Source organism: Streptomyces sp. NPDC049687 (assembly GCF_044465285.1).
GTDB lineage: Bacteria > Actinomycetota > Actinomycetes > Streptomycetales > Streptomycetaceae > Streptomyces.
Genome location: NZ_JBITLN010000005.1, coordinates 128,861 through 153,794, shown reverse-complemented (window position 1 = coordinate 153,794; position 24,934 = coordinate 128,861). Strand labels below are relative to the sequence as shown.

General features: G+C 69.7%; 27 protein-coding genes and 3 pseudogenes. 16 read left to right on the top strand and 14 right to left on the bottom strand.

Annotation, left to right across the window (positions count from 1 at the left end; all coding sequences use genetic code 11):
- Positions 1 to 173 precede the first annotated feature (173 nt).
- The 3 genes from ACIBVL_RS17745 to ACIBVL_RS17735 all read left to right on the top strand — a co-directional run bounded on the left by ACIBVL_RS17745 (position 174) and on the right by ACIBVL_RS17735 (position 1,546).
- Positions 174 to 650: a TM2 domain-containing protein gene (locus ACIBVL_RS17745; RefSeq protein WP_399098085.1), complete on the top strand. Its 477-nt coding sequence runs from the start codon at positions 174 to 176 to the stop codon at positions 648 to 650.
- Positions 643 to 1,044: a DUF2752 domain-containing protein gene (locus ACIBVL_RS17740; protein ID WP_399098084.1), complete on the top strand. Its 402-nt coding sequence runs from the start codon at positions 643 to 645 to the stop codon at positions 1,042 to 1,044. The genes ACIBVL_RS17745 and ACIBVL_RS17740 overlap by 8 nt, the downstream gene beginning before the upstream one ends.
- 238 nt (positions 1,045 to 1,282) lie before the next feature.
- A complete protein-coding gene (locus tag ACIBVL_RS17735; RefSeq protein ID WP_399098082.1) occupies positions 1,283 to 1,546 on the top strand; it encodes a TM2 domain-containing protein in 264 nt (87 codons plus the stop codon).
- A 124-nt stretch (positions 1,547 to 1,670) separates the two neighbouring features.
- On the opposite strand, the pseudogene ACIBVL_RS17730 reads toward ACIBVL_RS17735, so the two are convergent.
- From ACIBVL_RS17730 to ACIBVL_RS17715, 4 genes and pseudogenes are all read right to left on the bottom strand, one after another.
- Positions 1,671 to 2,618: pseudogene (locus ACIBVL_RS17730) on the bottom strand (hypothetical protein); the annotation flags it as partial.
- Between the two features lie 39 nt (positions 2,619 to 2,657).
- A pseudogene (locus tag ACIBVL_RS17725) lies at positions 2,658 to 3,863 on the bottom strand (IS256 family transposase).
- A 789-nt stretch (positions 3,864 to 4,652) separates the two neighbouring features.
- Positions 4,653 to 4,832: a DUF397 domain-containing protein gene (locus ACIBVL_RS17720; RefSeq protein WP_399098081.1), complete on the bottom strand. Its 180-nt coding sequence runs from the start codon at positions 4,830 to 4,832 to the stop codon at positions 4,653 to 4,655.
- Positions 4,833 to 4,842: 10 nt separating this feature from the next.
- A complete protein-coding gene (locus ACIBVL_RS17715; protein ID WP_399098080.1) occupies positions 4,843 to 5,694 on the bottom strand; it encodes a helix-turn-helix domain-containing protein in 852 nt (283 codons plus the stop codon).
- Positions 5,695 to 5,917: 223 nt separating this feature from the next.
- Between ACIBVL_RS17715 and ACIBVL_RS17710 the strand changes: the two genes are divergently transcribed.
- The 3 genes from ACIBVL_RS17710 (at position 5,918) to ACIBVL_RS17700 (ending at position 7,913) form a co-directional block, all read left to right on the top strand.
- Entirely contained in the window at positions 5,918 to 6,394 is a 477-nt protein-coding gene (locus ACIBVL_RS17710) for an ATP-binding protein (protein WP_399098079.1), read from the top strand.
- Between the two features lie 71 nt (positions 6,395 to 6,465).
- A complete protein-coding gene (locus ACIBVL_RS17705; RefSeq protein WP_399098078.1) occupies positions 6,466 to 7,086 on the top strand; it encodes a Uma2 family endonuclease in 621 nt (206 codons plus the stop codon).
- A gap of 434 nt (positions 7,087 to 7,520) precedes the next feature.
- A complete protein-coding gene (locus ACIBVL_RS17700; RefSeq protein ID WP_399098077.1) occupies positions 7,521 to 7,913 on the top strand; it encodes a hypothetical protein in 393 nt (130 codons plus the stop codon).
- 41 nt (positions 7,914 to 7,954) lie between these two features.
- On the opposite strand, the gene ACIBVL_RS17695 is transcribed toward ACIBVL_RS17700, so the two are convergent.
- Positions 7,955 to 8,083 carry a hypothetical protein gene (locus ACIBVL_RS17695; RefSeq protein ID WP_399098076.1) on the bottom strand — a complete coding sequence of 43 codons (129 nt, stop codon included), beginning with the start codon at positions 8,081 to 8,083 and terminating at the stop codon, positions 7,955 to 7,957.
- A pseudogene (locus ACIBVL_RS17690) lies at positions 8,083 to 8,467 on the bottom strand (winged helix-turn-helix domain-containing protein); the annotation flags it as partial. The gene ACIBVL_RS17695 and the pseudogene ACIBVL_RS17690, both read right to left, overlap by 1 nt.
- Before the next feature lie 283 nt (positions 8,468 to 8,750).
- On the opposite strand from ACIBVL_RS17690, the gene ACIBVL_RS17685 reads away from it, so the two are divergent.
- Positions 8,751 to 9,209, top strand: a complete 459-nt coding sequence (locus ACIBVL_RS17685) for an SMI1/KNR4 family protein (RefSeq protein WP_399098075.1) — start codon at positions 8,751 to 8,753, stop codon at positions 9,207 to 9,209.
- A gap of 7 nt (positions 9,210 to 9,216) precedes the next feature.
- Here ACIBVL_RS17685 and ACIBVL_RS17680 read toward each other — a convergent pair whose 3' ends face one another.
- The 6 genes from ACIBVL_RS17680 to ACIBVL_RS17655 form a co-directional block, all read right to left on the bottom strand.
- Positions 9,217 to 9,834, bottom strand: a complete 618-nt coding sequence (locus ACIBVL_RS17680) for a Uma2 family endonuclease (RefSeq protein WP_399098074.1) — start codon at positions 9,832 to 9,834, stop codon at positions 9,217 to 9,219.
- A 157-nt stretch (positions 9,835 to 9,991) separates the two neighbouring features.
- A complete protein-coding gene (locus tag ACIBVL_RS17675) occupies positions 9,992 to 10,771 on the bottom strand; it encodes a succinate dehydrogenase iron-sulfur subunit (RefSeq protein WP_399098073.1) in 780 nt (259 codons plus the stop codon).
- A complete protein-coding gene (sdhA, locus tag ACIBVL_RS17670; RefSeq protein ID WP_399098072.1) occupies positions 10,771 to 12,525 on the bottom strand; it encodes a succinate dehydrogenase flavoprotein subunit in 1,755 nt (584 codons plus the stop codon). Before sdhA ends, ACIBVL_RS17675 begins: the two co-directional genes overlap by 1 nt.
- Positions 12,526 to 12,544: 19 nt before the next feature.
- Positions 12,545 to 13,027, bottom strand: a complete 483-nt coding sequence (locus ACIBVL_RS17665) for a succinate dehydrogenase hydrophobic membrane anchor subunit (protein ID WP_399098071.1) — start codon at positions 13,025 to 13,027, stop codon at positions 12,545 to 12,547.
- A 5-nt stretch (positions 13,028 to 13,032) separates the two neighbouring features.
- On the bottom strand, positions 13,033 to 13,413 hold the full coding sequence (gene sdhC, locus ACIBVL_RS17660; protein WP_399098070.1) for a succinate dehydrogenase, cytochrome b556 subunit: 381 nt from the start codon (positions 13,411 to 13,413) through the stop codon (positions 13,033 to 13,035).
- A gap of 253 nt (positions 13,414 to 13,666) precedes the next feature.
- Entirely contained in the window at positions 13,667 to 14,215 is a 549-nt protein-coding gene (locus ACIBVL_RS17655) for a 2-oxo-4-hydroxy-4-carboxy-5-ureidoimidazoline decarboxylase (RefSeq protein WP_399098436.1), read from the bottom strand.
- Positions 14,216 to 14,470: 255 nt separating this feature from the next.
- On the opposite strand from ACIBVL_RS17655, the gene ACIBVL_RS17650 reads away from it, so the two are divergent.
- Together ACIBVL_RS17650 and ACIBVL_RS17645 are read left to right on the top strand one after the other, a co-directional pair.
- Positions 14,471 to 16,084: a glycoside hydrolase family 20 protein gene (locus ACIBVL_RS17650; protein WP_399098435.1), complete on the top strand. Its 1,614-nt coding sequence runs from the start codon at positions 14,471 to 14,473 to the stop codon at positions 16,082 to 16,084.
- 148 nt (positions 16,085 to 16,232) lie between these two features.
- Positions 16,233 to 16,775 (top strand): hypothetical protein, encoded by a 543-nt coding sequence (locus ACIBVL_RS17645; protein ID WP_399098069.1) that lies wholly within the window; start codon positions 16,233 to 16,235, stop codon positions 16,773 to 16,775.
- Positions 16,776 to 16,784: 9 nt separating this feature from the next.
- Here ACIBVL_RS17645 and ACIBVL_RS17640 read toward each other — a convergent pair whose 3' ends face one another.
- Positions 16,785 to 17,255 carry a DUF1877 family protein gene (locus ACIBVL_RS17640; protein WP_399098068.1) on the bottom strand — a complete coding sequence of 157 codons (471 nt, stop codon included), beginning with the start codon at positions 17,253 to 17,255 and terminating at the stop codon, positions 16,785 to 16,787.
- A gap of 206 nt (positions 17,256 to 17,461) precedes the next feature.
- Here ACIBVL_RS17640 and ACIBVL_RS17635 point away from each other — a divergent pair, with 206 nt between their 5' ends.
- The 6 genes from ACIBVL_RS17635 (at position 17,462) to ACIBVL_RS17610 (ending at position 21,993) form a co-directional block, all read left to right on the top strand.
- The gene (locus ACIBVL_RS17635) at positions 17,462 to 17,803 is read left to right on the top strand and encodes a hypothetical protein (protein ID WP_399098434.1); all 342 of its coding nucleotides are present in this window, start codon (positions 17,462 to 17,464) and stop codon (positions 17,801 to 17,803) included.
- 125 nt (positions 17,804 to 17,928) lie between these two features.
- Entirely contained in the window at positions 17,929 to 18,363 is a 435-nt protein-coding gene (locus tag ACIBVL_RS17630; RefSeq protein ID WP_399098067.1) for a hypothetical protein, read from the top strand.
- A 137-nt stretch (positions 18,364 to 18,500) separates the two neighbouring features.
- On the top strand, positions 18,501 to 19,136 hold the full coding sequence (locus ACIBVL_RS17625; protein ID WP_399098066.1) for an RNA polymerase sigma factor: 636 nt from the start codon (positions 18,501 to 18,503) through the stop codon (positions 19,134 to 19,136).
- Between the two features lie 121 nt (positions 19,137 to 19,257).
- Positions 19,258 to 19,992, top strand: coding sequence for a hypothetical protein (locus ACIBVL_RS17620; protein WP_399098065.1), 735 nt, complete (start codon positions 19,258 to 19,260; stop codon positions 19,990 to 19,992).
- 304 nt (positions 19,993 to 20,296) lie between these two features.
- The gene (locus ACIBVL_RS17615; protein ID WP_399098064.1) at positions 20,297 to 20,956 is read left to right on the top strand and encodes an RNA polymerase sigma factor; all 660 of its coding nucleotides are present in this window, start codon (positions 20,297 to 20,299) and stop codon (positions 20,954 to 20,956) included.
- On the top strand, positions 20,956 to 21,993 hold the full coding sequence (locus ACIBVL_RS17610; protein WP_399098063.1) for a hypothetical protein: 1,038 nt from the start codon (positions 20,956 to 20,958) through the stop codon (positions 21,991 to 21,993). The genes ACIBVL_RS17615 and ACIBVL_RS17610 overlap by 1 nt, the downstream gene beginning before the upstream one ends.
- A gap of 213 nt (positions 21,994 to 22,206) precedes the next feature.
- Here ACIBVL_RS17610 and ACIBVL_RS17605 read toward each other — a convergent pair whose 3' ends face one another.
- Positions 22,207 to 23,055, bottom strand: coding sequence for a L,D-transpeptidase family protein (locus ACIBVL_RS17605; protein WP_399098062.1), 849 nt, complete (start codon positions 23,053 to 23,055; stop codon positions 22,207 to 22,209).
- 156 nt (positions 23,056 to 23,211) lie between these two features.
- Between ACIBVL_RS17605 and ACIBVL_RS17600 the strand changes: the two genes are divergently transcribed.
- Positions 23,212 to 24,801, top strand: coding sequence for a methylmalonyl-CoA mutase (locus ACIBVL_RS17600; RefSeq protein WP_399098061.1), 1,590 nt, complete (start codon positions 23,212 to 23,214; stop codon positions 24,799 to 24,801).
- Positions 24,802 to 24,934 lie beyond the last annotated feature (133 nt).

The window sequence follows — 24,934 nt, the reverse complement described above, 5'->3', positions numbered from 1 at the left end:
GCATCGAACGCCGTGCCGGATGCCTGCCGTCGAGACCGCCAACCCCACCCCGGCTTCTCCGGGGTTGGTTTTCTGCTGCAAGATGGCATCCACCCTCCTTGCACGCAGATAGTCCGCTCATCCGCTCATCCGCTCATCCGCTCATCCGCCCATCCGAACGGGGAGAACACGCCGTGACCGAACAGCCGCAGCACCCGCAGCAGCCCCAGCAGCCGCCCCAGCCCGGGTACGGCTACCCCAACGCCGGCGGCCCCGGCCCGTACGCCGGCCAGCCCGGCGGCCAGGCCGGCCCCTACGGGTACCCGCAGCAGGGCGCCCCCCAGCCGGGCTACCAGCAGGGCTACCCGCAGGGCGGTTACGCCGCCCCCGGTTACGTGCCGCCGGGCACCTTCACCGGTGACCCCAACGCGCCCTACGGCTACGACCCCTACGGCCGTCCCTACTCCGACAAGTCGAAGGTCGTCGCGGGCGTCCTTCAGCTCGCCCTGGGCAGCCTCGGCGTCGGCCGGTTCTACATCGGCCACGTCGGCATCGGCCTCGCCCAGCTCTTCACCTGCGGCGGCCTCGGCATCTGGGCCCTGGTCGACGGCATCATGATCCTGACGAGCAACGACAAGACCGACTCCAACGGACGGGTCCTGCGTGGCTGAAGCGGAGCGCCCGCTCGCGCTGCGACACCCGGCGGCAGCACCCCTCGCGGTGCTGGCCGCCGGCGCGGCGGGCTCCGCCTACCTCTACGGCACCAACCCCCACGACCCCGGCCACATCCTCCCGCAGTGCCCGTTCCGCCTGGTCACCGGCCTGCTCTGCCCGGCCTGCGGCGGCACACGCATGGCGTACGACCTGATGCACGGCCACTTCGACCAGGCCTGGCTGGACAACCGCGTCCTGCTCCTCGCCTCCCCCTACGCCCTCGCGCTCCTGGCCCGCTGGATCTGGGAGGGCCTGCACGGCCGCAGCTGGCATCCCCGTCTCGGCGGGCGGGCGACTGCCGTCGTCCTCGGTATCGCGGTCACGTGGACGGTGGTTCGGAACATCTTCTGAGCAGTTGACGTGTTTTGATCACGGAACAGGAACGATCCCTCCCGACTACTCCCATTCGCGCCACCGGTCTCTCTAGGCTCACGGGACACAGGGGGGACGTCCGCGCGTGGTCGGCGCCAGGCATGGACGTGGTCGTCGGCGACGGTCGACGCAGGTGAACATCTCGTCGCATCCCTCCTGGTTTTCGTCCGGAGCAAGCCGGCTCCGGTCACTCGAAGTCATCCCAGGAGCAGTTCTCATGACCGTCCCCACCCCCGAGGCCCCCTACGGCGTCGACCCGCTGGGCCGCCCGTACTCCGACAAGTCCAAGATCGTCGCCGGTATCCTCCAGCTCTTCCTGGGCACCCTCGGCATCGGCCGCTTCTACGTCGGCTCCGTCGGCGTCGGCATCGCCCAGCTCCTCACCTGCGGCGGCCTCGGCATCTGGGCCCTGATCGACGGCATCCTGTTCCTCACGAGCAACGACCGCACCGACAAGGACGGCCGCATCCTCCGCGGCTGACCCCCAGGCACCACCACGGCGGGCCCCACTCCTCGGAGGAGCGGGGCCCTCGCCGTCGCCGCTGCGGGACAGGGCCCGAACCCCATCGGCGTCCGGGCCAATGCCGGGCGTTGTCCCGCCCCTCTCAGCCGATCGCCATGCGTGTCGTCCAGTTGGCGTTCTTCCCGATGATCTCCGTTCCGGAGCCCGACAACGCGGTCTTGCTGCCGGGGTACAACCGCACGGAACCGTCGGCTCGTACGGTCCAGATGTCCGGGACGCCGTCGCCGTTGACGTCGGGCGTACCCATGATGTGCGGGATGTTGGTGCTGTTCCAGCCCGAGGCGCCGTACACGCTGTCGGCGCCGTCGCCGGAGTTCGCGGCCGAGGACAGGGATGTGAGGTCAACGCCGCCGGTGCTTGCGGCGATGCCCTTGCGCAGCAGCAGCTGGTTGGTGTCGTCACTGCGGTAGACCAGGTCGGCGACCTTGTCGCCGGTGACGTCCATGACGGTGACGAGGTCGCGCTTCGCCCAGGGGGACGAGGTCAGGCGCGTGGCCTGGTCGACGGTGGCCCCGTGGTAGCCGGTGAACGCCCACAGGGCCTCGCCGACAGTTGCCAGGAAGTCGGTGCGACCGTCACCGGTGATGTCACCTGCGGCGACGATCTGAGTGATCGTGTCAGGACTGGGGGCATTGGACGGCAGCAGGATCTGCTGACGCTTGTCGATGTTGACCGCGCCGTAGCCGTCGCCGGGATAGATCCAGAGTCTGTCCTTGATGCGGACTACGAGGTCCTGAAGGCCGTCGCCGCCGTAGACGTCGCCGTTGTGGGAGATCAGAGCGCCGTTGAAGTGACCCCTGGGCGCGGCTGTGTACGGAGGCAGGTCGTCCCCGTTGGGATCCTTGTCGGGGTTGGCCTGGTAGGCGCCCGCCATGGAGTAGTCCAGGTCGCCGGTGCCCTTGGCGAGGTCGTCCTTGTCCGCTTGCGACGGGTACAGGGCGAGGGTGCCGGCGGAGGTGACCACCATCATGTCGGGCAGCCCGTCGCCGGTGAAGTCGCCGGCCTTGTCGGCCTGGTCGCGCGGGGTGAGGGTGTGTCAATTTAACGGCTGATCTTGGTTGTTGAGTGGTCAGTTGTTGCTCGGGGTCAGGCGGCCCTCGAAGGCGATCTGGAACGCGTTGAGTGGTGCCTTCCAGCGCATGGTCCACCTTTTGCGGCCCTTGCCCGTCGGGTCCAGGCTCATCAGTGCCATGTAGATGCACTTGAGGGCGGCCGCCTCGTTGGGGAAGTGTCCGCGGGCGCGGACGGCCCTGCGGATGCGGGCGTTGACGCTCTCGATCGCGTTCGTGCTGCAGATGACCTTGCGGATCTCGACGTCGAAGGAGAGGAAGGGCACGAACTCGGCCCAGGCGTCCGACCACAGCTTCACGATCGCCGGGTACTTCTTCCCCCACGCCTCCTGGAACTCCAGGAACCGCTCGGTCGCCGCGTCCTCGCTGGGTGCGGTGTAGACGGGCTTGAGGGCCTTGGCGAACTTGTCCCAGTCCTGACGGGCGGCGTATCGGAACGAGTTCCGCAGGAGGTGAACCACGCACGTCTGGACAATCGTGCGAGGCCAGACGGCTTCCACTGCCTCGGGTAGGCCCTTGAGCCCGTCGCAGACCAGCATGAGCACGTCGTTAAGGCCGCGGTTCTTCAGCTCGGTGAATACGTGCAGCCAGTACTTGGCGCCCTCGCCGCCGTCGCCGGCCCAGATGCCGAGGATGTCGCGGGTGCCGTCCACGGTCACCGCCACCACGACGTAGATGGGACGGTTGGCGACCTGCCCGTCCCTGATCTTGACGTTGATGGCGTCCACGAACAGGACCGGGTAGACCCGGTCCAGCGGCCGGTTCTGCCATTCGGCCGTGCCCTCCATCACGGTGTCGGTGATGGTGGAGATGGTCTGTTTGGACACCTCCGCGCCGTAGACCTCGGCCAGGTGAGCGGCGATCTCGCCGTGCGTGAGTCACTTCGCGGACAGCGACAGCACCATCTCGTCGACTCCGGCCAGCCGCCGCTGCCGCTTCCTGACGATCTGCGGCTCGAACGTGCCCGAGGTGTCACGCGGGACCTTGACCTCGACCGGACCGACGTCGGTCAGCACGGTCTTGGCCCGGCTCCCGTTGCGGGAGTTGCCGCTGCCCCGGCCGCCGGCATCGTGCTTCTCATAGCCGAGGTGATCGGTGATCTCACCTTCCAGGGCAGATTCCAAGACCCGCTTGGTCAGCTGCTGCAGCAGCCCACCCTGCCCGGTCAGCTGCAGCCCCTCCGACCGGTCCCGCTCCACCAGCATCGCGACCAGCTGCTCATCGGACAAGGGCGCAGGCTGCCCGGACTGGGCACTCTCGAAAGGCTCTACGGTCTCCAACTCCACGACGGCGTCAGTCACTTGACGTCTCTCCCATGATCGTCGGATCCGCCGTTAGATTTACACTCCCAATTCCAGTTGCCCCAAGTGCCCCCGATGGTGAGCGTTTGAGCAGGCTGCTAGCGAAGAAACTGGGAGGCTTCCCGGAATTCGTTCGGCGGACGACATTTTCGACACTCCCTCAGCCCTTAGGAGGGGAGGACGAAACGCTGGGGGTAGGTTGGGTGATTCGTGAATACTCGGGTCGCGGAGATCCAACCGGTCGGATGCTCAGGTGGAATCTGGCGGGGGCCATCATAGCGAGGGTGCCTATTGTGGGTCGTAGCCCCTGAAGGAGATCTGGGAGGAATCATTCGGTGACCAGCGGTCGGAAGTTGACGGACTTTCGTCGGTGGACCCTTGACACGCTGGGCCTGCTCAGCGCGGATCCCAAAAAGCAAGTGGAGTACTTGCGGGCTTCAGGGGTGCAAGCAGAAGAAATCTTGCTTCAGTTCGACGACGTGTTTCACGTGGCTCGCGCCAGAGTGGCTGACGGTTCACTGAACCCGAAGGTTACCTCTTGCTTCATGCGGTCAGCTGCCCCGTGTCAAGATCCATGGAGAGTGACTGAAGTCGGCGAATGTACGGTTGGTCGTGAGTTCGCCCTTCGGGCGTGCTCGCCGACGGAGAGATCCGTTCGCTGCGGCACCTGATGGCAGGATTGAACGAGGCTTTCTATGCGCGCTGTTTGAGAGTGGCTATCAGCGCGCTTATCTGGCGGGGCGTGGTGGTGAGGATGGTTGTGGGGGTGTCACTTTCCCGGAGGAGGATCGTGCCGGTGGGGGTGGTGGCGAGGTAGACGCAGGAGGAGCCTTCTTCGCTGTAGGTCGACTTCTGCCAGTTCAGTTCGGTCATGGCTCGCCCTTCAGATGTCCTGGGTGATGCGGTGGATGAGGTCGCGAGAGGCGGCGGGTTTCTGCGCGACCGCCTCCATGCGGTCCAGGACGAGACGGTACTTCTCCAACTGTCCCGCTGCATCGACGAGTTCACTACCGTGTGCGGTGTCGACCTCCACGGTGTCCAGCGTCGGAACCGGACCGTGGAAGTAGTCGACGGCGTGTCCCGTGGTGGGGAACGAGGTGCCGTTGAACGGGATCACGCGGACGGTGATGTTGGGCAGCTCACTGGCCTCGGACAGGTGCGTCAGTTGAGCCTTGGCCACCTTCCGGCCGCCGAACTGCATACGCAGAGCCGCCTCGTGAACGATCGCCGTGTATGGCGGTGGTTGCTCGCGGTGTAGGAGGGCCTGGCGCTTGATGCGGTGGGAGACGCGGTATTCGATCTCATGCGGACGCAGAGCCGGGACGGCTTCCCGAAACAGCGCGCGGGCGTGTTCCGGCGTCTGGAGCAGTCCGGGGATGTTGATGACCTGGGTGACGCGCAGGGCCGTGGCGTGGTGTTCCAGCTCGGACAGGTCGAGTAGGCGGGGCGGCAGAGTGTCCCGGTACTCCTCCCACCAGCCACGTGTCCGGTCTGCCGCCATGTCGGCGAGGGCGTCGACGTGGGGTTCGTCCGTGCAGCCGTAGATGTGGGCCAGGGTGCGTACGCGTTCCGCGCTGATGCCGAAGCGGTTGGCCTCGATGTTGCTGACCTGTGCCTGAGTGGTGCCAAGGGAACGGGCTGCCTCGGCGGCAGTCATACCCGCCCGTTCCCGCAGGCGGCGAAGTTCGATGCCGATGCGGAGGCGGCGTGCGGTGGGGGCGCTTCGTGGTGCCATGTCCTCGCTCCGATCCGTACACCTGGTGTGGTGGTCACTCACATGAGGTAAATAACTGAACCTTTTGCAGTATTGAGCAAAAGGTTCAGTATTTGCACTCTACGGTGAGCCCCGAACCGCTCAACCGGACTAGCCAGCAAGCCGGAAGCGCACCGCGTCGCGGCACTGCCACCGCACGGCCGAGCCGTTGAGCGATCCAACACCCCCACCGCAGGAGGCGTTCATGGTCACCGTAGCCCCGTCCGAGTGCGAAGCGTCACCAACTTGGGCGTACGCCCTTCAACTGCCCCACGATCCCAGGGCCGCCCGCATCGCGCGCGTTACCCTGCGTGCCGTCCTTGCCGGACACGACATGTCCCAACTTCTGGACGCCGCCGAACTGCTGGCGACGGAACTCGTCACCAACGCCTATCGCTACTCCAACGGGCCTGCGACCCTTCGCCTGCGCGGAGTCGGCCGTTCCCGGCTCCGGGTGAGCGTCTGGGATGCCAATCCGTACATCCCACCACCCTTCGACAAGCGGTCCGGGCCGGTCGGGATCGTCCCGGCGGAGGCTGATCGCGGGCGAGGGCTGTTCCTTGTGTGCCACTACGCGGAGGCGTGGGGTGGGTATCCGCTCGGGGGCGACCTCTCCGGGGCGGGCGGGAAGCTGCTGTGGTGCGAGGTCGGGGCTCCGGCCGGCGGTTGGATCACTCGTTGAGGTGAGGCGGCCGGAATTCCTGCTGGGTACGCTGAATCGACAGGTGAGACTCCGTCCCTATGGGAGCACTGATGAGCGCCGCATCCGATGACGGGCTGGACGACGAGGCGGCGTACCGCTGGCCGATTCCGCCGCCCGAGGGATGGACTGCGGACGACCTCGACCGGATTCCGGGCCTCCCGCCGCACACGGAGTTGATCGACGGGAGTCTCGTTTTCATGAGTCCGCAGACCGCGTTCCACGCACGGTGTATGCGTCTGTTGGAGAACCGTCTCCTGGAACTGGCGCCGGATCACCTTGATGTCATGCGGGAGATGACGATCCGGCTGGATGCGAAGAACCGGCCTGAGCCCGACATCATCGTCTTCCGGCTGGAAGCGAACACGGGGACGAAGCAGACCTGGTACGAGCCCGAGGATGTTCTCCTCGCTGTCGAGGTTGTCTCCGCCGACTCGCGAGAGCGCGACCGTGACGTCAAGCCCCGTAAGTACGCGGCAGCAGGCGTCCCGAATTACTGGCGGGTAGAGGAGGGCGACGACAAGGGGTTGCCCGTCGTCTACGTTTATGAGCTGGACCCCGCCACGAAGTCCTACGGCCTCGCGGGCATCTTCCACAACCGCCTCGAGGTCACCCTCCCCTTCGACATCGAGATCGACCTGACGGCGATCGATCGGCGCAGGACCGGGGCCTGAGACAGAGGCGCGTGCGTGTGAATGTGTCCTTGTTTCCTCTGTCCGTGCAGGACATCGAGTCCGGGTTCAGTGAGGTGGTCGCACGCTTCCGGGCTCTGGAGGTGGATCCTTCCGCACTCGTCTGCGATGTGGGTGGGGAAGGGGACTGCTCGAGGAGTTGCTGCAGCATGCGCATGAGGGCGGCAAGCCGGAGCTGCCGGTATCCGGCGGGGTGCTCTCGGTGACGACGGTTTCGGAACGGTTTGTGGCTACTCAACTTGATTGGGTGATGTCGGATAGCATGGGCCCGGTCACCTGCGCCGATGGCCGCCGACCCAAATGGACCGGCCCTCGGTGTGCATGCTGTGACCGGCAGAGAGGCTGTCGTCCGACTGAACGGCGATGGGCGGGGCCGATAGGCCACGGGCTGAGCCGGACGATCAAGGAGCCCAGCGATGGATGTCAAGGAAAGCTTGCGCCGCTACGGGCTTCGCCCCGTCGGCGCGGATCTCGACGAGGTCCGCGCACTCCTCAGAGAGCACACGGCGCGTGAGCAACGCGCCCAGGGCGAGGGCGACACCGAGCTGATGAGGCTCTGCTGCTTCCAGCTGTTCAGCAGCGGCGACGTCGACGACGTGCTCCTGGTCTGGAGTGCGAAGCAAGCCAGCTTCGACGCAGCGTGCTCGATCGACATCGAATTCCTGCTTGGACACGGGCTCGACGCGACGAAGGCCCACCTCTCGGCCAACCGTGCACCTGCTGCGGCGGCGGCGCTAGACCGACTGCGCGAGCTCGAGGCGGACGGTGCATTCGAGAGCTTTTCAGTGGAGGAGCGCTCCGCCTCCTAGACCGGTACTACGGCGACTGACGATTCTCAGCGCAGCGCCGCTCAGTCGTCCGTGATGAGGCCGGTGCCCGCAAGGCAGCTGCCGACGAAGTCCGGGCGGTACTGGATCTGCTTGAGCCTGCGCTTCACGGCCCTGGTGATCTGGCCCGCGGCCAGACCTCCTTCTTTCACAGCTCAACCGCCGCATCGTCGCGCTCGATCGCCGGCGGGTGGGCTGCTGCCACGATCAGCCGTGCCGCTTCAGCAGCCGCCACGTGCCTCCACCGTGTACGAAACGTGGAACAGTCGACCGATCAGCATCTTGACCCGCGCCAGCGTCCACCGCTGATCGGCCCAGCCGTGGACGAGCGGTCCACGCTCCAACTCCCGCTCTAGTCTCGCAATCTGAGTCGGGTTGAGCCGGGGGCGTCCCGGAGATCCCTTCGACAGGATCCCGGTCTCGCCTCGCTCGCGCCAGGCCCGACGTCACCGCTCCACCGACCGCTCGCTCACCCGCAGCGCGGCAGCAATCTCTCGGTTCTTCACCCCGCCCTCGAAGCGTTCCACGGCCTGCAGCCGGATCCGCTCCCGCGCGGCCCTCTCGGTGTCGGTCAGCCCGCCGCCCTGCGCTTACCTCACAGCCCCATAGCTACCGCAGCCGACAGGCCGGCGTCAGGCAAACATCCCCGACATCACCCAATCAAGTTCAGTACCTGCCGGTCGATGAAGTCGCCCTCGTTGCCGGATTCCTCGTCGCCGTAGCGGTCGGGGAACTCACGAGTCGGGCTTCAGAGGTTCTCTCAGGGGTCATTCGTGGTGGGATCCCCGTCGGTTAGAGGGTTGTGTGTGGCGTGGATTCATGAAGGATGACCCTATGTGGATCGAGCTCATCTCCTCGCTGTCGGGTGACCTGGAACTCGCGGGGCAACCCGGTTGTGAGGAGGAGATGCGGGTGGCGGAAGTGGTGTTGGGGCATTCCCTGCCCGACGCGCTGAAGGATTTCTGGCGGGCGGCGGACGGCGTCCGGGACAAGTACGGGGCCGGAGTCGTGTGTTCCGTCGGTGAGGTCGTGGATCGGAATCTCGAATTCCGGAGTTCCGCGGACTTTCGGGGGCTCTATATGCCGTTCGACCCGCTGTTGCTGTTCGGGGAGAACGGCGGGGGCGACCTGTTCGCTTTCGTCGTCAAGCCCGAGCGGCCCGACATCTTCGTCTGGGAGCACGAGAGCGACAGCCGTCGGTGGGTGGCGAACAACCTGGAGGACTACCTGCGGCGCCGGCTCGGCAGCGGCGATCCCGAGTGGTACGCCTCGTGGTGAGAGCGGCTCAGTCGCTCGTCCTCGGCCGGCCCGCCGCGAGGATCTCGGTCGCGTTCAGTGTGACCTTGGCTCCGATGGAGTCCGGGAGGGTGAGGGACTGGCCGGGGGCGTAGAACTGGTGGCCTTCGTAGCCGCCCACGGTCGGCTGGGTGAGAACGTGCACGCGCTGGTGCTTGCGGTCGACGACGACATAGACCGGCACCCTGGCCTGGGCGTACGCGGCGACCTTGGTCTTGAGGTCGTCCTTCCAGTTGCCGGAGGTCACCTCCAGGACCAGACGGAAGGGGGCCGGATCGTACGCGTTGTTCTCCACCAGGTGGTCGTCGATGTCGGAGTCCACGATCACCAGGCCGGGGATGGCGTAGTCCTCCTCGCCGGTCGGCAGCCACAGGCCGACGTTCTGCAGGACCTCGGTTTCCCCGTCGTCCAGTCCGGCTGCGATGAAGGGGCGCATGAGCTTCGTCAGCACGCGGGCGTGCGGGGCATCCGGGGACGGGGTCACGAGGAGGTGGCCTCCGATGATCTCGACGCGGTACCCCGGATGGCGCTCCATGATCTCGTCGGCGATGGCCGTCAGTGAGAACGGCTCGTCGGTGTGGGGCTGCTCGACGGATGCAGCGGACATCGCGTGCCTCCTTGGGGCTGGTGCCGAGAGCATCATCGTAGGCCGGACTCCGCCCCGGTGTCCCTCTTGATCACGTTCACCCGATCGTGGCGCCGCAACGCCCGTGGGCCCCGCTTCCACGAGGAAACGGGGCCCACGACGACCTACTGGAACGACCTCAGAAGCGGCGCGTGATCAGCGCCTTCTTCACCTCGGCGATCGCCTTCGTCACCTCGATGCCGCGCGGGCAGGCGTCCGTGCAGTTGAACGTGGTGCGGCAGCGCCAGACGCCGTCGCGGTCGTTCAGGATCTCCAGGCGCTGCTCGCCCGCCTCGTCACGGCTGTCGAAGATGAAGCGGTGGGCGTTCACGATGGCCGCCGGGCCGAAGTACTGGCCGTCGTTCCAGAACACCGGGCAGGAGGAGGTGCAGGCCGCGCAGAGGATGCACTTCGTGGTGTCGTCGAAGCGCTCGCGGTCCTCGGCGGTCTGGAGACGCTCGCGCGTCGGCTCGTTCGTGTCCTTCGTGATGAGGAAGGGCATGACGTCGCGGTACGCCTGGAAGAACGGGTCCATGTCGACCACGAGGTCCTTCAGGACCGTCAGGCCCTTTATGGCCTCGACCGTGATCGGCTTCTCGGGGTTGATGTCCTTGATCAGCGTCTTGCAGGCGAGGCGGTTCTTGCCGTTGATCCGCATCGCGTCCGAGCCGCAGATGCCGTGGGCGCAGGAGCGGCGGAAGGTCAGGGTGCCGTCCTGGTCCCACTTGATCTTGTGGAGGGCGTCGAGGACGCGCTCCTTCGGGTCGATCTCCAGCTGGAAGTCTTCCCAGGTCGCCTCCGCCGAGACCTCGGGGTTGAAGCGGCGGATGCGGAAGGTGGCCGTGATGTACGGGGAGTCGGCGAAGCCGGGCTCGGGGGCGCCGGCCGCGTCCGCCTTGTCGAGAGTCGGGGTTGCCATCAGTACTTACGCTCCATCGGCTGGTAGCGGGTCTGGACGACCGGCTTGTAGTCGAGACGGACGGTCTCGCTGCCGTCGTCGCCCACCTCGCGGTACGCCATGGTGTGGCGCATGAAGTTGACGTCGTCGCGGTTGGGGTAGTCCTCGCGGTAGTGACCGCCGCGGGACTCCTTGCGGGCGAGGGCCGACACGGCCATGACCTCGGCCAGGTCGAGCAGGTTGCCCAGCTCGATCGCCTCGAGGAGGTCGGTGTTGAACCGCTTGCCCTTGTCCTGGATCGCGACGTTCCGGTAGCGCTCGCGCAGCTCCGCGATCTTCTCGACGGCCGTCTTGATCGTCTGCTCGGTGCGGAACACCATGACGTTCGCGTCCATGGTCTCCTGCAGCTCGCGGCGGAGGACCGACACGCGCTCCGTGCCCGTCGACGACCGCAGCCTCTCCACCTGGTCGATCACGAGCTCCGCCGGGTTCTCCGGGAGCTCGACGAAGTCCGCCTTCTGGGAGTACTCGGCAGCCGCGATACCCGCCCGGCGGCCGAAGACGTTGATGTCCAGGAGGCTGTTCGTGCCCAGGCGGTTCGCGCCGTGGACCGAGACGCAGGCGACCTCGCCGGCCGCGTACAGGCCCGGGACGACCGTGGTGTTGTCCGCCAGGACCTCACCCTCGACGTTCGTCGGGATGCCGCCCATGGCGTAGTGCGCGGTGGGCTGGATCGGGATCGGGTCCGTGTACGGCTCGATACCGAGGTAGGTGCGCGCGAACTCGGTGATGTCCGGGAGCTTGGCGTCCAGCTGCTCCGGCGGGAGGTGGGTGAGGTCCAGGTAGACGTGGTCGCCCTCGGGACCGCAGCCACGGCCCTCGCGGATCTCCGTGTAGATGGAGCGGGACACCACGTCCCGGGACGCGAGGTCCTTCATGACCGGCGCGTACTTCTCCATGAAGCGCTCGCCGTCCTTGTTGCGGAGGATGCCGCCCTCACCACGGGCGCCCTCCGTCAGCAGGATGCCCATGCGCCAGATGCCGGTCGGGTGGAACTGGAAGAACTCCATGTCCTCCAGCGGCAGACCCCGGCGGTAGACCGCCGCCTGGCCGTCGCCCGTCAGCGTGTGCGCGTTCGACGTCACCTTGAAGAACTTGCCGCAGCCGCCGGACGCGTAGATCACGGCCTTCGCCTGGAAGACGTGGATCTCGCCGGTCGCCAGCTCGTACGCGACCACGCCCGCCGACCGCTTGACGCCGTCCACCTCGGTGATCAGCTGGTCGAGGACGTAGAACTCGTTGAAGAACTCCACGCCCTCCTTCACGCAGTTCTGGTACAGCGTCTGGAGGATCATGTGGCCGGTGCGGTCCGCCGCGTAGCAGGACCGGCGGACCGGGGCCTCGCCGTGGTTGCGGCTGTGACCGCCGAAGCGGCGCTGGTCGATCGTGCCGTTCGGGGTGCGGTTGAACGGCAGGCCCATCTTCTCCAGGTCGAGGACGGAGTCGATGGCCTCCTTCGCCAGGATCTCGGCGGCGTCCTGGTCGACCAGGTAGTCACCGCCCTTGACCGTGTCGAAGGTGTGCCACTCCCAGTTGTCCTCCTCCACGTTGGCCAGCGCGGCGGCCATGCCGCCCTGCGCGGCGCCCGTGTGGGAGCGGGTGGGGTAGAGCTTGGTGAGCACCGCGGTGCGGCTGCGCTTCGTCGACTCGATGGCCGCGCGCATGCCCGCGCCACCGGCGCCGACGATGACGGTGTCGTACTTGTGGATCTTCATGATTCTCGCAGCCCCGTGCCTAGCGGATGTTCGGGTCGAAGGTGAAGATCACCAGCGTGCCCAGCAGGATGGTGAACACCGTGGCGGTGTAGAGCAGGCCCTTGAGCCACAGCCGGGTGTTCGCGCGCTCCGCGTAGTCGTTGATGACCGTGCGCAGGCCGTTGGCCCCGTGCAGCATCGCGAGCCAGAGCATGAGGAGGTCCCAGACCTGCCAGAAGGGGGAGGCCCAGCGGCCCGCGACGAACGCGAAGCCGATCTTCGACACGCCGCCGTCCAGCACCAGCTGGATCAGCAGGTGGCCGATGACCAGGACGACCAGCACGATGCCGGACAGTCGCATGAACAGCCACGCGGCCATCTCGAAGTTGCCCCGGGTGGACTTGGGGGACTTCTTCGTGCGCTTGCGCGGGGCCTCGATGAGGGGCGCCGGGTTGTCGACGTTGTAGACCGGGCCGCCCTCTACGGGGCCGATCCCGGACGCGGTGGTTTCAGTGGTGGCCATCGGTGTCAGCTCCCGAACAGTTCACGAGCGGCGTGGCCGAGGACGGGGTAGATCGCCCCGAGCATCAGCACGACCCAGACGCCTGCGACGGCCCAGAACATCTGCTTCTGGTAGCGCGGGCCCTTGGACCAGAAGTCGACGGCGATGACGCGCAGACCGTTGAGCGCGTGGAAGAGGATGGCGGCGACGAGGCCGTACTCCAGCAGCGCGACGATCGGCGTCTTGTACGTGGCTACGACCTTGTCGTAGTCCTCGGGGGAGACACGCACGAGAGCGGTGTCCAGCACGTGTACGAACAGGAAGAAGAAGATGAGGACGCCGGTGACTCGATGAGCCACCCAGGACCACATTCCTTCCCGGCCGCGGTACAGCGTTCCAGCCGGCACGGAAGAACCCTCCGGGAGCGGGGATTGGGGCCTGCCGGCTTCGGTGTCGGACGGGCCCGGCCGGGTACGGTCCACCGGCCCCCAGCATCGTAGCCACGCGTCGGCGCCGGGCTTACAGCGGGCCTACCGGTGTGATCAAAGTGGCACGCGTATGGGTGAGCATCCGCGGCATCTGTGCAGAGTTGTGCCGCTATGCACCGGGTGCGGGGCCGTTCGGGCTGGTCGCGGGCATGCGGGGGTGGCCGCACATGGATTACGGTCTCGCGCCCCTCAGGTGAGAAACCAGCCGCCCTCGTGCGAGGCGCCGGAGTTCCTCCGCGGCGACGACCCGTTCCTCCTCGGGATCGTTTGTCAATCGTGACCGGATGCTTTCCAGAGCGAAATCCAGCGTCTCGTCCGGGGGAACGCCGTCCAGGCATATGACGAACACGTGTCCGAAGCGGGTGAGGTACGCCGCCTGGGCCGCCCCCAGCGCCATGTGCGCCGCCTCGTACGCGTCGTCCGGCAGGGCCGGAAGGGCCTCGCTCGCCAGGGCCTCCGCCAGATCTGCCGCCGTCAGGTCGTAGGCCGCCTCGTCGGACGCGGCCAGGAGGGCTTCCACCGTCGGGTAGGGGCGGTGGTCACTCACGCGACGGGCCCAGCGGGGGCTGTGGAGACAGGCGAGGAGGGTGGTGTGGGCCTCTTCGGCGGGAAGCGTGTTGAAGGCGTCCAGCAGGGGTGCAGTGGACGTCCGGGTCTGCGCCGGTATCGGCAGGCGGCCGGTGAGCTGGGGGAGGCGGTGCGCAGGCAGCGTGGGTCCTATGTCACATGTGGTGTGGCAGGGGATGTGGTGAAAGGTGTGGCGCAACGTTATCGGTAGTGGTCATCACGTGTCCGACGCTTGCCCGAATTTCACCCGAACGGGAGAGTTTCAGAAAGGGTGCTGGACTCGTTCGGCGCGCTTCGGTCACCCGGGGGTCGTACGGTTGGCGGGGTGAGCAGGCACAGGCATCGGCGCCCGGCGCCACGGAGGAAGCAGGAGCGGAAGTCGCAGCGGAGCCCGCACCGGCGGGTCGCGCTGCGGGCGCTGACGGCCGGCGGGCTGGTCGCGGCCCTCGGGGTCGGCGTGGGGCTGTGGGCCTCGGACGGGGACGACAGCGCGCCGGCCGGATCGGCAGCGGGACAGCAGACCTCCCAGGGCGTCTCCACCGGCGACCGGCGGACCGTCGCGGCCGCCACCCCCTCCGCCAGTCCCACCCCCACCCGCAGCTACCCGCTCTCCACCGCCCCACGGACCATCCCGGCCGTGCGGACCCACACCGCGGCCCGCGGACCCGGGTGGCGTCCCGCCTCCCGGTACCGGGTGGTCGTCAGCGACCCGCGCCTCGCCGACGAGGGGCGGCTGATCGCCGGTGAGCTGGGGATGACGTACGCGGGGCAGCAGGGCGACTCCCGGATCGGGGACCTGCGGCTGACGCTGGGCGGAAGCGGCGATGCGGAGTCGTACGCCATGACGGTGCGGCAGGGGCGGATCACCGTCAGCGGGCCCTCCGACGCCGGGGTCTTCTACGGCACCCGCACCCTCAAGCAGGAGGTGCGTCAGGGAGGGACGGCGCCCGAGGGTGTCGTGCGGGACGCGCCCGCCAAGCCGCAGCGGGCCTTCTCGCTGGACATCGCCCGCAAGTACTTCTCGCCGGGGTGGATCGAGGACCGGGTGCGGGAGCTCGGCGACCTGAAGTACAACCAGCTCGCGCTGCACTTCTCCGACGACCAGGCCTTCCGGATCGAGTCCGCCACCCATCCGGAGATCGTCGCCCGGGAACACCTCACCAAGGCGCAGGTGAAGGAGATCGTCGCGCTGGCGGCCGAGCGGCACATCACCGTCGTCCCCGAGATCGACTCGCCGGGGCACCTCGGGGCCGTCCTCGCCGCGCACCCCGAGCTGCAGTTGCGCAATGTGAACGGGGTCGCCACCCGCGGGGCGATCGACATCTCCAAGGACGCCTCCGCGAAGCTGGTCGACGACCTGCTGGGCGAGTACGCGGGCCTCTTCCCCGGCGGGCAGTGGCACCTCGGCGGCGACGAGTACCAGGCGCTGACCGTGTCCAGCCCGGCCGCCTCCTACCCGCAACTCGCCAACGCCGCACGACAGCGGTACGGCCCCGGCGCGGGCGTCGCCGACCTCGCCACGGGCTGGCTCAACGACCGCGCCGAGACCGTCCGCGCCCACGACCGGACCATGCGGGTGTGGAACGACGGCTTCTTCCGCGATACGACGGTGAAGCCGGCCTCCGACCTGGTGGTCGCGTACTGGACGGGCAAGGAGATCGGGGCGCGCACGCCGGACGAGTATCTGAGCGCCGGGCGCAAGGTGCTCAACTACAACGACGAGTACCTGTACTACGTCCTCGGCGAGCCGCAGACCTTCGTCTACCCGACCGGACAGCGGATCTACGAGCAGTGGACCCCGCGGGTGCTGCGCCACACGACGGCGGTGTCCTCGCGGTACGACGCCCAGATACTCGGCGGGTCCTTCTCGGTCTGGTGCGACCTCGCGAACTCCCAGACCCAGGAGCAGGTCGCCGCCGGCATCCGGATGCCGCTGCGGGCGACCGCGCAGAAACTGTGGGACGCGCGGACGCCGTCGATGTCCTGGACGCAGTTCAAGACGCTGGCGGGGCGGCTGGGCTGACGCAGGACGCGCAGGCGCCCCCGGGGTCGCCCGCCGAGCCCATCGGTGGGGTGGCTGAAAACCCCCTCTGTGACACTCCCGGCCCGTCGCGCGCAGTAAGGGGAAGTGTGGGCTCCGTAAGGTAGGCGCCCTGGCGAGGGAGGCGTGGATGAGCCTGGTGGAACTGATCGCTCAGGCCGACGAACGCGGACTGGCCGCCAGTGGGCTGGCTTGTTTGGATCGGTGTGTGCCCCTGCTCGGCGGTGACGACGAGATCCTGCGGCCGCTGTGGGCCGCCCTCGCGGACTCCGGTGACTGGGGCGAGGGGCTGGAGGTCGCGCGCGGCAAGCTGGCCTCGGGCGAGGAGGGCGGCGAGGCCGCGCTGCTCGCCCGGCGGATGCTCGAAGCGGCCCCGGCCGACCGGTCCGCCGCCGGGCTGCGGGTGTGGGCCGACGCCTGCTCCGTCGCCTCCCTCCAGATCCACCGTCTCCTCGACCCGGCCGCGGACGCCTTCCCGGTCGACTCGCGCCGCGAAGGCCGTACGGAGGGCATGTCGCCGCTCGTAGCCGCCGAGCTGCGCCGCCAGGTCGCCGTGCTGGAAGTCCTCGCGAGCCACGGCGCGGGCGGGCTGCGCCGGGCGCTGGAGGTGTCCACGGAGGGACGCCGGGTCCTGCGCGCGGTGGTGTCACGGCGGGCGCGGGGGCGGGGCTGAGCCCTCGGCTCAGCGCGCCAGCCACTTCACCACCGCGTCCTGGTGGAGCGCGGTCGCGGTGTAGAAGGCGGTCAGGTCGCGGTGTGCCGCGGCGAACGCGGCCCGGGTGCGGGGTTCCTCGTCGGGGCCGCCGTGGCGGGGCAGCAGCTCCGCCCGGGCCGAAGGCCACAGCTCGTCGAAGTCGGCGGCCGCCAGGAACGCGGCGACCCGGGCCGTCTGGGCCGCGGTGAGCAGCAGGAACGGCGGTTCCTTGGGGCCGGCCCCGTACACCCGTCCGCCGCCGAGGACCGCGTAGGCCCCTGGGCCGGCGTCCGCGTGCTCCGGGGGAGTGTCGGAGTAGAGGATCTGCTGGTCACGGTCCACCCGGCTCATCCGGTCGCAGACCGTGTCGTGGTCGTCGTCGAACAGCCTTCGCAGCCACATCGCGCTGTTGCGCACTGCCGAAGGCGGCACGGCGCGGAAGTCGAGGTACGCGCTCATCACTCACAGAGCGCACGGGGACGCGGAACCGTCACTCCTGTGAGGTTTCCGCACCGGTTCCGGGGAGGCCCCCGAATCCGGGTGACGGATCATGGTCGCGGGGCGCTCTCCCGTATGTGACCAGTACGACTCGTGGAACCAGTACGACCCAGCAGACCCAGCAGACTCAGCAGCCCCCGGCCCGGCCACAGGCCGCCGCCAAGCCGGTGCGGTGGGCGGCCGACGTCGTGGCCACGCTGCGGGAGGGGGCCCGGCTCCATCTGGACTACTCGGCGCAGAGCCTGTGGCGTGTCGACCGGCTGATCGAGCAGCTGCGCGCCGAGGGCACGCCGTACCCGGCCGTGGAGAACGTGCTGCGCGGCCTCGGCGCCTACGCCGGTGAGGTGATCGTCCGCCAGACCGGCGCCGAGTGGTGGGCGAGCGGCGGCGACCACTGGGTGCGCACCCCCGACGGCCGCCTCTGGGACCCCGTCGAGGAGGCCCGCCGCTGCTTCGGCGGCCACGGCTCCCTGCGGTTGCTGTGCCGGGACGCGCTGCGCGCGAAGTGACGGGGGTCCGCACCGCTCTGTGACGCACGACACGTGTGGGACCTGTGATGTTCGGGCGCCGCCGTCCGCTGGGACAGCGGGGAGCCGAGCCGGTTCCCCCGGGTCGAGCAGAGGGGTGGAGACCCATGAACAGCGGGGCGGACACGTACACGCCGGACGCGCGGGACATGCGGGCGTGCGCCACGGCGTTCGTCACCCGGGTCACCGCACGGCATCGGCTGCCCCTCGACTACTCCGTGGCCAGCCTGCGCGTTGTCGACTTCCTCGTCGACGGACTGCGCAAGGGCGGTGCCGACCGGGAACGCGCCCACGACACGCTCGTGGGCCTCGGGGCGTACGTCGGCGAGGTGATGGTCCGCCGGGCGGGCGCGGTCTGGGTGGATCTCGACGAGCGGCAGCGTGCCTGGTTCGGGCAGCCGGTCGGGGTGCGGATGCCGGACGGCCGGGTCTGGAACCCGCTCGGCAAGGTCGTCAACCGGTTCGCGTCGGGCGGTCCCGAGGACTCTCTGCGGACCTTCTACCTGACCCTGCACGGCCGGGCCCGAGGGGCGGCGGCCTGAACGCGACCGCGCGCCCGCGCTGTGACACTTCCGTGCGGCCCGGCGCTGATGACCGTGGGGGCGCGGCCCCGCCCGGACCCGATGTCCGGCCGCAGAGCGAGGCGCCCGCAAGGAACTCCGTACGAACGCGGACAGTCTTGGGCCAGGGAGGGGAACCCCGGCGCGCACAGGCGTACGACGGGGAACTGGGCGCGGCCGTGGCGCGGGCCCAGGACGGCGACGAGACCGCGTTCGCCGTCGCGTACCGGATCGTGCAGCCGGGGTTGCTCGGCTACCTGCGCGGGATCGTCGGCGACGACGCCGAGGACGTGGCCTCCGACGCCTGGCTGGAGATCGCCCGGGACCTGGGGCGTTTCAAGGGGGACGGCGCGGGCTTCCGCGGCTGGACCGCGACGATCGCCCGGCACCGCGCCCTGGACCATCTGCGTCGGCTACGGGTGCGGCCGCGATCGGCGGCGCTGGAGCAGGACGCCGTACTGGACCTGCCGGGACCGCACACCACGCACGACCAGGCGCTGGAGTCCCTGTCCACCGAGCGGGCGCTGGAACTGGTCCGGGGGCTGCCGCGGGACCAGGCCGAGGCCGTGCTGCTGAGGGTCGTGGTGGGGCTGGACGGTCCGGCCGCGGCCCGTGTCCTCGGCAAGCGCCCCGGCGCGGTCCGCACGGCCGCGCACCGGGGCCTGAAGCGGCTGGCCCGGCAGCTGGGCGTCATGGACGCGAACGGCGAGGGTGTGACGGATGGCGGACCCCGCACGCTGGGGGAGTCGAAATGAACGGCGACGGCCACGGACCGTATGAACGGTGTGGGCCGAACAGGCGGCATCGGTCGGGCGGACCGTCCGGGTGGGACGGACCGGTGATCGTGGCATGGACGGGACAGAGGCGGAATCGGACATGGGTGAACGGCTGAACGACGGCGGAAAGCCGGTCCGACCGCGTGCACACCCTGTCGAGACGGGCTCGGCGGTGGACGCGGAGCTGGCGGCGCTGCTCGCCGAGGCCCTGCGCGGGCCCGGCGGTCATGGCGCGTCCGAGGCGGGCGGCCAGGGCGAGCTGCGGGCCGTGGCCGCGTTCCGGGCCGCACGGGACGCGGGCGAGCACCGGGTGCGTACCCGGCGCCGGGACGACTGGCGGCCCCGGACGCGCCGGCGCACGGCGCGCTCGCTGCGGGCCACGCTCTCCGTCGCGGTCGCGAGCCTCGCGCTGGGCGGGGTCGCCTTCGCCGCGATCGGGTCCGCCACGCACGACTCCGGCTCCGGCTCCGCGGACCGGGCGAAGCAGTCCGCGAGCGCCTCCGGGAGCGGCTCCGTCACGCCCTCCCTCACCCCGTCCCCGACCGCCTCGGCGGACCGTGACCGTCCGGCGAGTGCCCAGGAAACCGAGGCCCACTGCCGTGCGTACGAGCAGGTCGAGGGCCGGGGCAAGGCGCTGGACGCCACGGTCTGGCAGCGGCTGGTGCGGGCGGCGGGCGGTGAGGAGAACGTCGACGCGTACTGTGCGGCGCGGACCACGTCGGCCTCGGCGTCGGCCGGGAACGGGAACGGGAACGGCAACGGTCAGCAGAAGACCGAGAAGACCCCGGGAGCCGAGAACCCCGCCACGGGCAAGGGCAAGGGCAGGAATCAGTGACCCCTGCCGAGGCAACGGCCGGGGCCGCCACCCCCCACAGGAGAGGCCCCGGCCGTCGCGCGGCACGGGCCGCGCGGCGGCCCGTATTTTCTACAGCGCCTCGGGTGGGTTTTCTGTCACACCCCCACGGGTCACTTTTCGCAGTCGTTCCGGCGGTCACGAGTTAGTTGCATATTGTACGGACATGGACGACCGATGGTTTCAGGTCGTAACGTGCCTTTCGCGCCGGACGGCCAAGCGGCAGACCACCGCAACGACCTGCGGTCTCCGAACCGCGACCATCGACCGACCGAGGAACCACGACGTGGGGGACGACGCGGAGCTGACAGCCGCGGTGCTTGCGGCACAGGACGGAGACGAGACCGCGTTCCGGGCTGTGTACCGCACGGTGCACCCGCGGCTGCTCGGGTACGTGCGCACGCTCGTCGGTGACCTGGACGCCGAGGACGTGGCCTCCGAGGCCTGGCTGCAGATCGCCCGTGACCTGGAGCGGTTCAGCGGCGACGCGGACCGCTTCCGCGGCTGGGCCGCCCGGATCGCCCGCAACCGCGCGCTCGACCACATCCGCATGCGCGGGCGGCGTCCCGCGATCGGCGGCGACGAGACCGAGCTGACCGGCCGGGCCGCCGAGTCCGACACCGCCGGCGAGGCCATCGAGGCGCTGGCCACCGGCCGCACCCTCGACCTGATCGCCCGGCTGCCCCAGGACCAGGCCGAGGCGGTCGTGCTCCGGGTCGTGATGGGCCTGGACGCCAAGTCCGCCGCCGAGACACTCGGAAAGCGGCCCGGTGCCGTGCGGACGGCCGCGCACCGCGGGCTGAAGAAGCTCGCCGAACTGCTCGGCGAGGACCCTGAGGCGGCCGGTGTGCTCGACGCGCTGCCGCCACAGCGAGGGCCGCGTTCGCGCCCGGTAACGTCCGCGAGTGTGACGCAAAGTTGCGCGCGGACGCAGAAGGACATGTGATGGCCGACAAGCAGGACAGGTGGCTCGACCGCGAGACGACGGAGCGTCTGCTGCGCGGTGAGTCACCCACGGACGCTGTCGCCCCCGCAGCCCGGGAGGAGGCCGAACGCCTCGCCCGCACCCTGGGCGCGCTGGCCGCGCTGGGCGCCGAACCGTTCCCGGCCGACGAGGAGCTTCCCGGCGAGGCCGCGGCGCTGAAGGCCTTCAGCGAGGCTCGCGCGGCGCGCCCGGTGGCGGAGGGGCGGGCCGCTCTCTCCGGTGCCGGGGCGGTGGACGCCGGACTGGTCCGCATCGGCGGCCGTTTCCGTCAGAAGGGCCACGGCGGTTCCCGCTGGGGTCGCCCCGTACGGTTCGGGCTGGCCGCCGCGCTGGCCGCCGGCATGGTGGGCGGGGTCGCGGTGGCGGCCGGAACCGGGGTGCTGCCGAGCCCCTTCGACGGGGCCGAACCGGTGCCCGGGGTCTCCGTCTCGGCGGCCGCGAGCCCCGACCGCCCGTTGCTCTCGCCCTCGCCGGGCGCGTCCGGTGACGGGACGGAGGCCGTGAAGCCCGACGGCGGTACCGGCGGCCGGGACACCACCGGGAAGGCGAAGGGGAGCGAGGACTCCACCGCCGCCCCCGGCGCCGGCGGCGACTGGCCGGAGGGCGTGGCCTCGTCCTGCCGCGCCGTGCGCGACGGCAGGACGCTGGACAGCGGCCGCCGCCGGATCCTGGAGGGACTGGCGGGCGGTTCGTCGCATGTCTCGGCGTACTGCGCGGACGTCCTCGGCACCGACTCCGGCACGGGCGACCGCGAGGGCTGGGACGCGGGCAGCGACACGGACGTCACCGGCGGCTCCTGGGGCCGCGACGGTGACGGCGGGTCGGGCGGTCTGCCGGCCGGCCAGAGCGCCGGTTCGACCGGGACGGGCCTCGGCCAGGGCGGCACGTCCACCGGCAGCGGCTGGGGCGACGACGGCGGCAAGAACGGCGGCAAGGGCGACAACGGCAAGGGCGGCGGCCGGGGCGACAGCTCCTCCGGCGGCACCGGCCATCACTGACCCGGGCTTCCACCAGCACCCGCCGACCTGCGATTTCACGATTCCGGGAAATTTTTTCGCGACGGGTGTGACGTTTTCGGCGGCCCGGGCGCAGTAAGAAGTGAGCCGACTGGTCATCGGCCCTCGCACTGAGCCGGGGTTCCCCCCGTACCTACGGCTCGTGCACCTGGCGCGGGCGGGACACGTTCCCCCGGTCCCGCCCGCGCCCCGAACTCACCAGGACACCACCACCTTGTCGCCGGTGCGCACCTGCGCGAAGAGCGCCGAGATCGCCGCCTCGTCCCGTACGTTCACACAGCCGTGCGAGGCACCGGCGTACCCGCGGGCCGCGAAGTCGGCCGAGTAGTGCACGGCCTGTCCGCCGCTGAAGAACATCGCGTACGGCATCGGCGTGTGGTAGAGCGTCGAGACGTGGTCGCGGGACTTCCAGTAGACGTGGAACACCCCCTCGCGGGTGGGCGTGTACTGGGAGCCGAAGCGGACGGACACCGTCGAGAGGGTCCGTCCGTCGATCATCCAGCGCAGGGTGCGGCTGGTCTTGTCGATGCACAGCACCCGCCCGGTCCGACACCGGGCGTCGGGCGCGGCAGCCGGCTGACCGCCCATCACGTACAGCTCCCACTGCGCGGGTTCCCGGGTCATCCCCAGCAGCCGCCGCCAGGTGACGCTGTCCGTCTTCCCGGTCTGCGGCAGCCCGCGCTTGCCCTGGAACCCCCGTACCGCCTGCTCGGTGGCCGGGCCGTACGTCCCGGTGGGCCCCTCGAAGAGCCAGGCGACCTGCCGCAGCCTGGCCTGCAGCTCGCGCACGTCCCGCCCGGTGTCACCGCGCGACCACAGGACGGCCGGGGCGGGCGAGGGCGCGACGGTGGTGGGGGCCGCCCTCGGCTTGTCGTCGGGGGCGGTGGTCCCGGGGGCCGGCGCCGATGCCGTACCGGCGACGCCCGGGCGGGCGGGCGGGCGCGCCCGGCCGTCCTCCGCGTCGGGGGCCTGCACGGTACAGCCGCACACCGTCGCCAGGGCCGCCGTGCCGGCCAGGGCGGTGATCGATCTCCGCATCCGCATGCCTGAGATGTTCCCCCCGCGCGCCTCCGCGCGAACGGTCCGACGAGTAGCCGGACCGGCGAGTGACCGGCGACACTCGAACAGACGGAGCTCTTGCCCGTTCCTCAGTGCTCATCTGCTTGTTTGCTCATTTGCTCAGCGGGAGGCATCAGACCCATGGCGCGTGAGTCGGAGTCCGGACTGCCCATCGAGCCGGTGTACGGCCCTGACGCCCTGGCGGGCTGGGACCCCGCGGAGAAGCTGGGCGAACCGGGCGCGTACCCCTTCACCCGCGGTGTCTACCCGTCGATGTACACCGGCCGCCCCTGGACCGTGCGCCAGTACGCCGGCTTCGGTACGGCGACGGAGTCCAATGCCCGCTACCGGCAGTTGATCGCCCACGGCACGACGGGACTGTCGGTCGCCTTCGACCTGCCCACCCAGATGGGTCACGACTCCGACGCCCCGATCGCGCACGGCGAGGTCGGCAAGGTGGGTGTCGCCATCGACTCGATCGACGACATGCGGGTGCTGTTCGGCGGGATCCCGCTGGACAAGGTCTCGACGTCGATGACGATCAACGCGCCCGCCGCGCTGCTGCTGTTGCTGTACCAGCTGGTGGCCGAGGAGCAGGGCGTCGGCGCGGACCGGCTGACCGGGACGATCCAGAACGACGTGCTGAAGGAGTACATCGCGCGGGGGACGTACATCTTCCCGCCGAAGCCCTCCCTGCGCCTGATCGCCGACATCTTCAGGTACTGCAGGGCCGAGATCCCGAAGTGGAACACGATCTCGATCTCCGGCTACCACATGGCGGAGGCGGGCGCGTCCCCGGCGCAGGAGATCGCGTTCACCCTGGCGGACGGTATCGAATACGTCCGCACGGCGGTGGCGGCCGGTATGGACGTCGACGACTTCGCCCCCCGCCTCTCCTTCTTCTTCGTCGCCCGGACGACGATCCTCGAGGAGGTCGCCAAGTTCCGGGCGGCCCGCCGGATCTGGGCACGGGTGATGAAGGAGGAGTTCGGCGCGCAGAACCCGAAGTCGCTGATGCTGCGGTTCCACACGCAGACGGCGGGCGTGCAGCTGACGGCCCAGCAGCCGGAGGTGAACCTGGTGCGGGTGGCGGTCCAGGGACTGGCCGCCGTGCTGGGCGGCACTCAGTCCCTGCACACCAACTCCTTCGACGAGGCGATCGCGTTGCCGACGGAGCGGAGCGCGCGGCTGGCGCTGCGGACGCAGCAGGTGCTGGCCCACGAGACGGACGTGACGGCGACGGTGGACCCCTTCGCCGGGTCGTACGCCGTCGAGCGGATGACCGACGACGTCGAGGAGGCGGCGGTCGCCCTGATGCGGAAGGTGGAGGAACTGGGCGGTGCGGTCGCCGCGATCGAGCACGGCTTCCAGAAGGGCGAGATCGAGCGCTGCGCGTACCGCATCGCGCGGGAGACCGATTCGGGGGAGCGGGTGGTCGTGGGCGTCAACCGCTTCCGGCTGGATGAGCCGGACGACGAGGAGCCGTACGAGCCGCTCCGGGTGGACCCGGCGATCGAGACCCGGCAGGTCGAACGCCTCGCGCGCCTACGCGCGGAACGGGACGGGGCGGCGGTGACCTCGGCCCTGGACGCCCTGCGGACGGCGGCGGAGGGGACGGGCAACGTCCTGTACCCGATGAAGGAGGCGCTGCGGGCCCGGGCGACGGTGGGGGAGGTGTGCGACGCCCTCCGGGGGGTCTGGGGGGTGTATGAACCGTCGGAGGTGTTCTGAGCTGGGCGATTCCTCCGAACGAATGATCGGGGACGAAAGTCACGCGCTCCCGGTCACGCTCGTGAAGAGTGAGCGCCGAAAAGGAGGAGCAGGGGCTCGGAAGGCCGGGCTCCGGTATGCGCGGGCATCGGCC

What these genes read in the sequence shown, in the direction of transcription:
- ACIBVL_RS17705 (WP_399098078.1), top strand. Translation starts at nt 6,466, where the DNA reads ATGAGCGCCGCATCCGATGACGGGCTGGACGACGAGGCGGCGTACCGC.
- ACIBVL_RS17700 (WP_399098077.1), top strand. Translation starts at nt 7,521, where the DNA reads ATGGATGTCAAGGAAAGCTTGCGCCGCTACGGGCTTCGCCCCGTCGGC.
- ACIBVL_RS17665 (WP_399098071.1), bottom strand. Translation starts at nt 13,027, where the DNA reads ATGGCCACCACTGAAACCACCGCGTCCGGGATCGGCCCCGTAGAGGGC.
- ACIBVL_RS17675 (WP_399098073.1), bottom strand. Translation starts at nt 10,771, where the DNA reads ATGGCAACCCCGACTCTCGACAAGGCGGACGCGGCCGGCGCCCCCGAG.
- ACIBVL_RS17620 (WP_399098065.1), top strand. Translation starts at nt 19,258, where the DNA reads ATGGGTGAACGGCTGAACGACGGCGGAAAGCCGGTCCGACCGCGTGCA.
- ACIBVL_RS17600 (WP_399098061.1), top strand. Translation starts at nt 23,212, where the DNA reads ATGGCGCGTGAGTCGGAGTCCGGACTGCCCATCGAGCCGGTGTACGGC.
- ACIBVL_RS17735 (WP_399098082.1), top strand. Translation starts at nt 1,283, where the DNA reads ATGACCGTCCCCACCCCCGAGGCCCCCTACGGCGTCGACCCGCTGGGC.
- ACIBVL_RS17610 (WP_399098063.1), top strand. Translation starts at nt 20,956, where the DNA reads ATGGCCGACAAGCAGGACAGGTGGCTCGACCGCGAGACGACGGAGCGT.
- ACIBVL_RS17715 (WP_399098080.1), bottom strand. Translation starts at nt 5,694, where the DNA reads ATGGCACCACGAAGCGCCCCCACCGCACGCCGCCTCCGCATCGGCATC.
- sdhA (WP_399098072.1), bottom strand. Translation starts at nt 12,525, where the DNA reads ATGAAGATCCACAAGTACGACACCGTCATCGTCGGCGCCGGTGGCGCG.
- ACIBVL_RS17605 (WP_399098062.1), bottom strand. Translation starts at nt 23,055, where the DNA reads ATGCGGATGCGGAGATCGATCACCGCCCTGGCCGGCACGGCGGCCCTG.
- ACIBVL_RS17720 (WP_399098081.1), bottom strand. Translation starts at nt 4,832, where the DNA reads ATGACCGAACTGAACTGGCAGAAGTCGACCTACAGCGAAGAAGGCTCC.
- ACIBVL_RS17685 (WP_399098075.1), top strand. Translation starts at nt 8,751, where the DNA reads ATGAAGGATGACCCTATGTGGATCGAGCTCATCTCCTCGCTGTCGGGT.
- ACIBVL_RS17710 (WP_399098079.1), top strand. Translation starts at nt 5,918, where the DNA reads ATGGTCACCGTAGCCCCGTCCGAGTGCGAAGCGTCACCAACTTGGGCG.
- ACIBVL_RS17630 (WP_399098067.1), top strand. Translation starts at nt 17,929, where the DNA reads ATGAACAGCGGGGCGGACACGTACACGCCGGACGCGCGGGACATGCGG.
- ACIBVL_RS17645 (WP_399098069.1), top strand. Translation starts at nt 16,233, where the DNA reads ATGAGCCTGGTGGAACTGATCGCTCAGGCCGACGAACGCGGACTGGCC.
- ACIBVL_RS17680 (WP_399098074.1), bottom strand. Translation starts at nt 9,834, where the DNA reads ATGTCCGCTGCATCCGTCGAGCAGCCCCACACCGACGAGCCGTTCTCA.
- ACIBVL_RS17640 (WP_399098068.1), bottom strand. Translation starts at nt 17,255, where the DNA reads ATGAGCGCGTACCTCGACTTCCGCGCCGTGCCGCCTTCGGCAGTGCGC.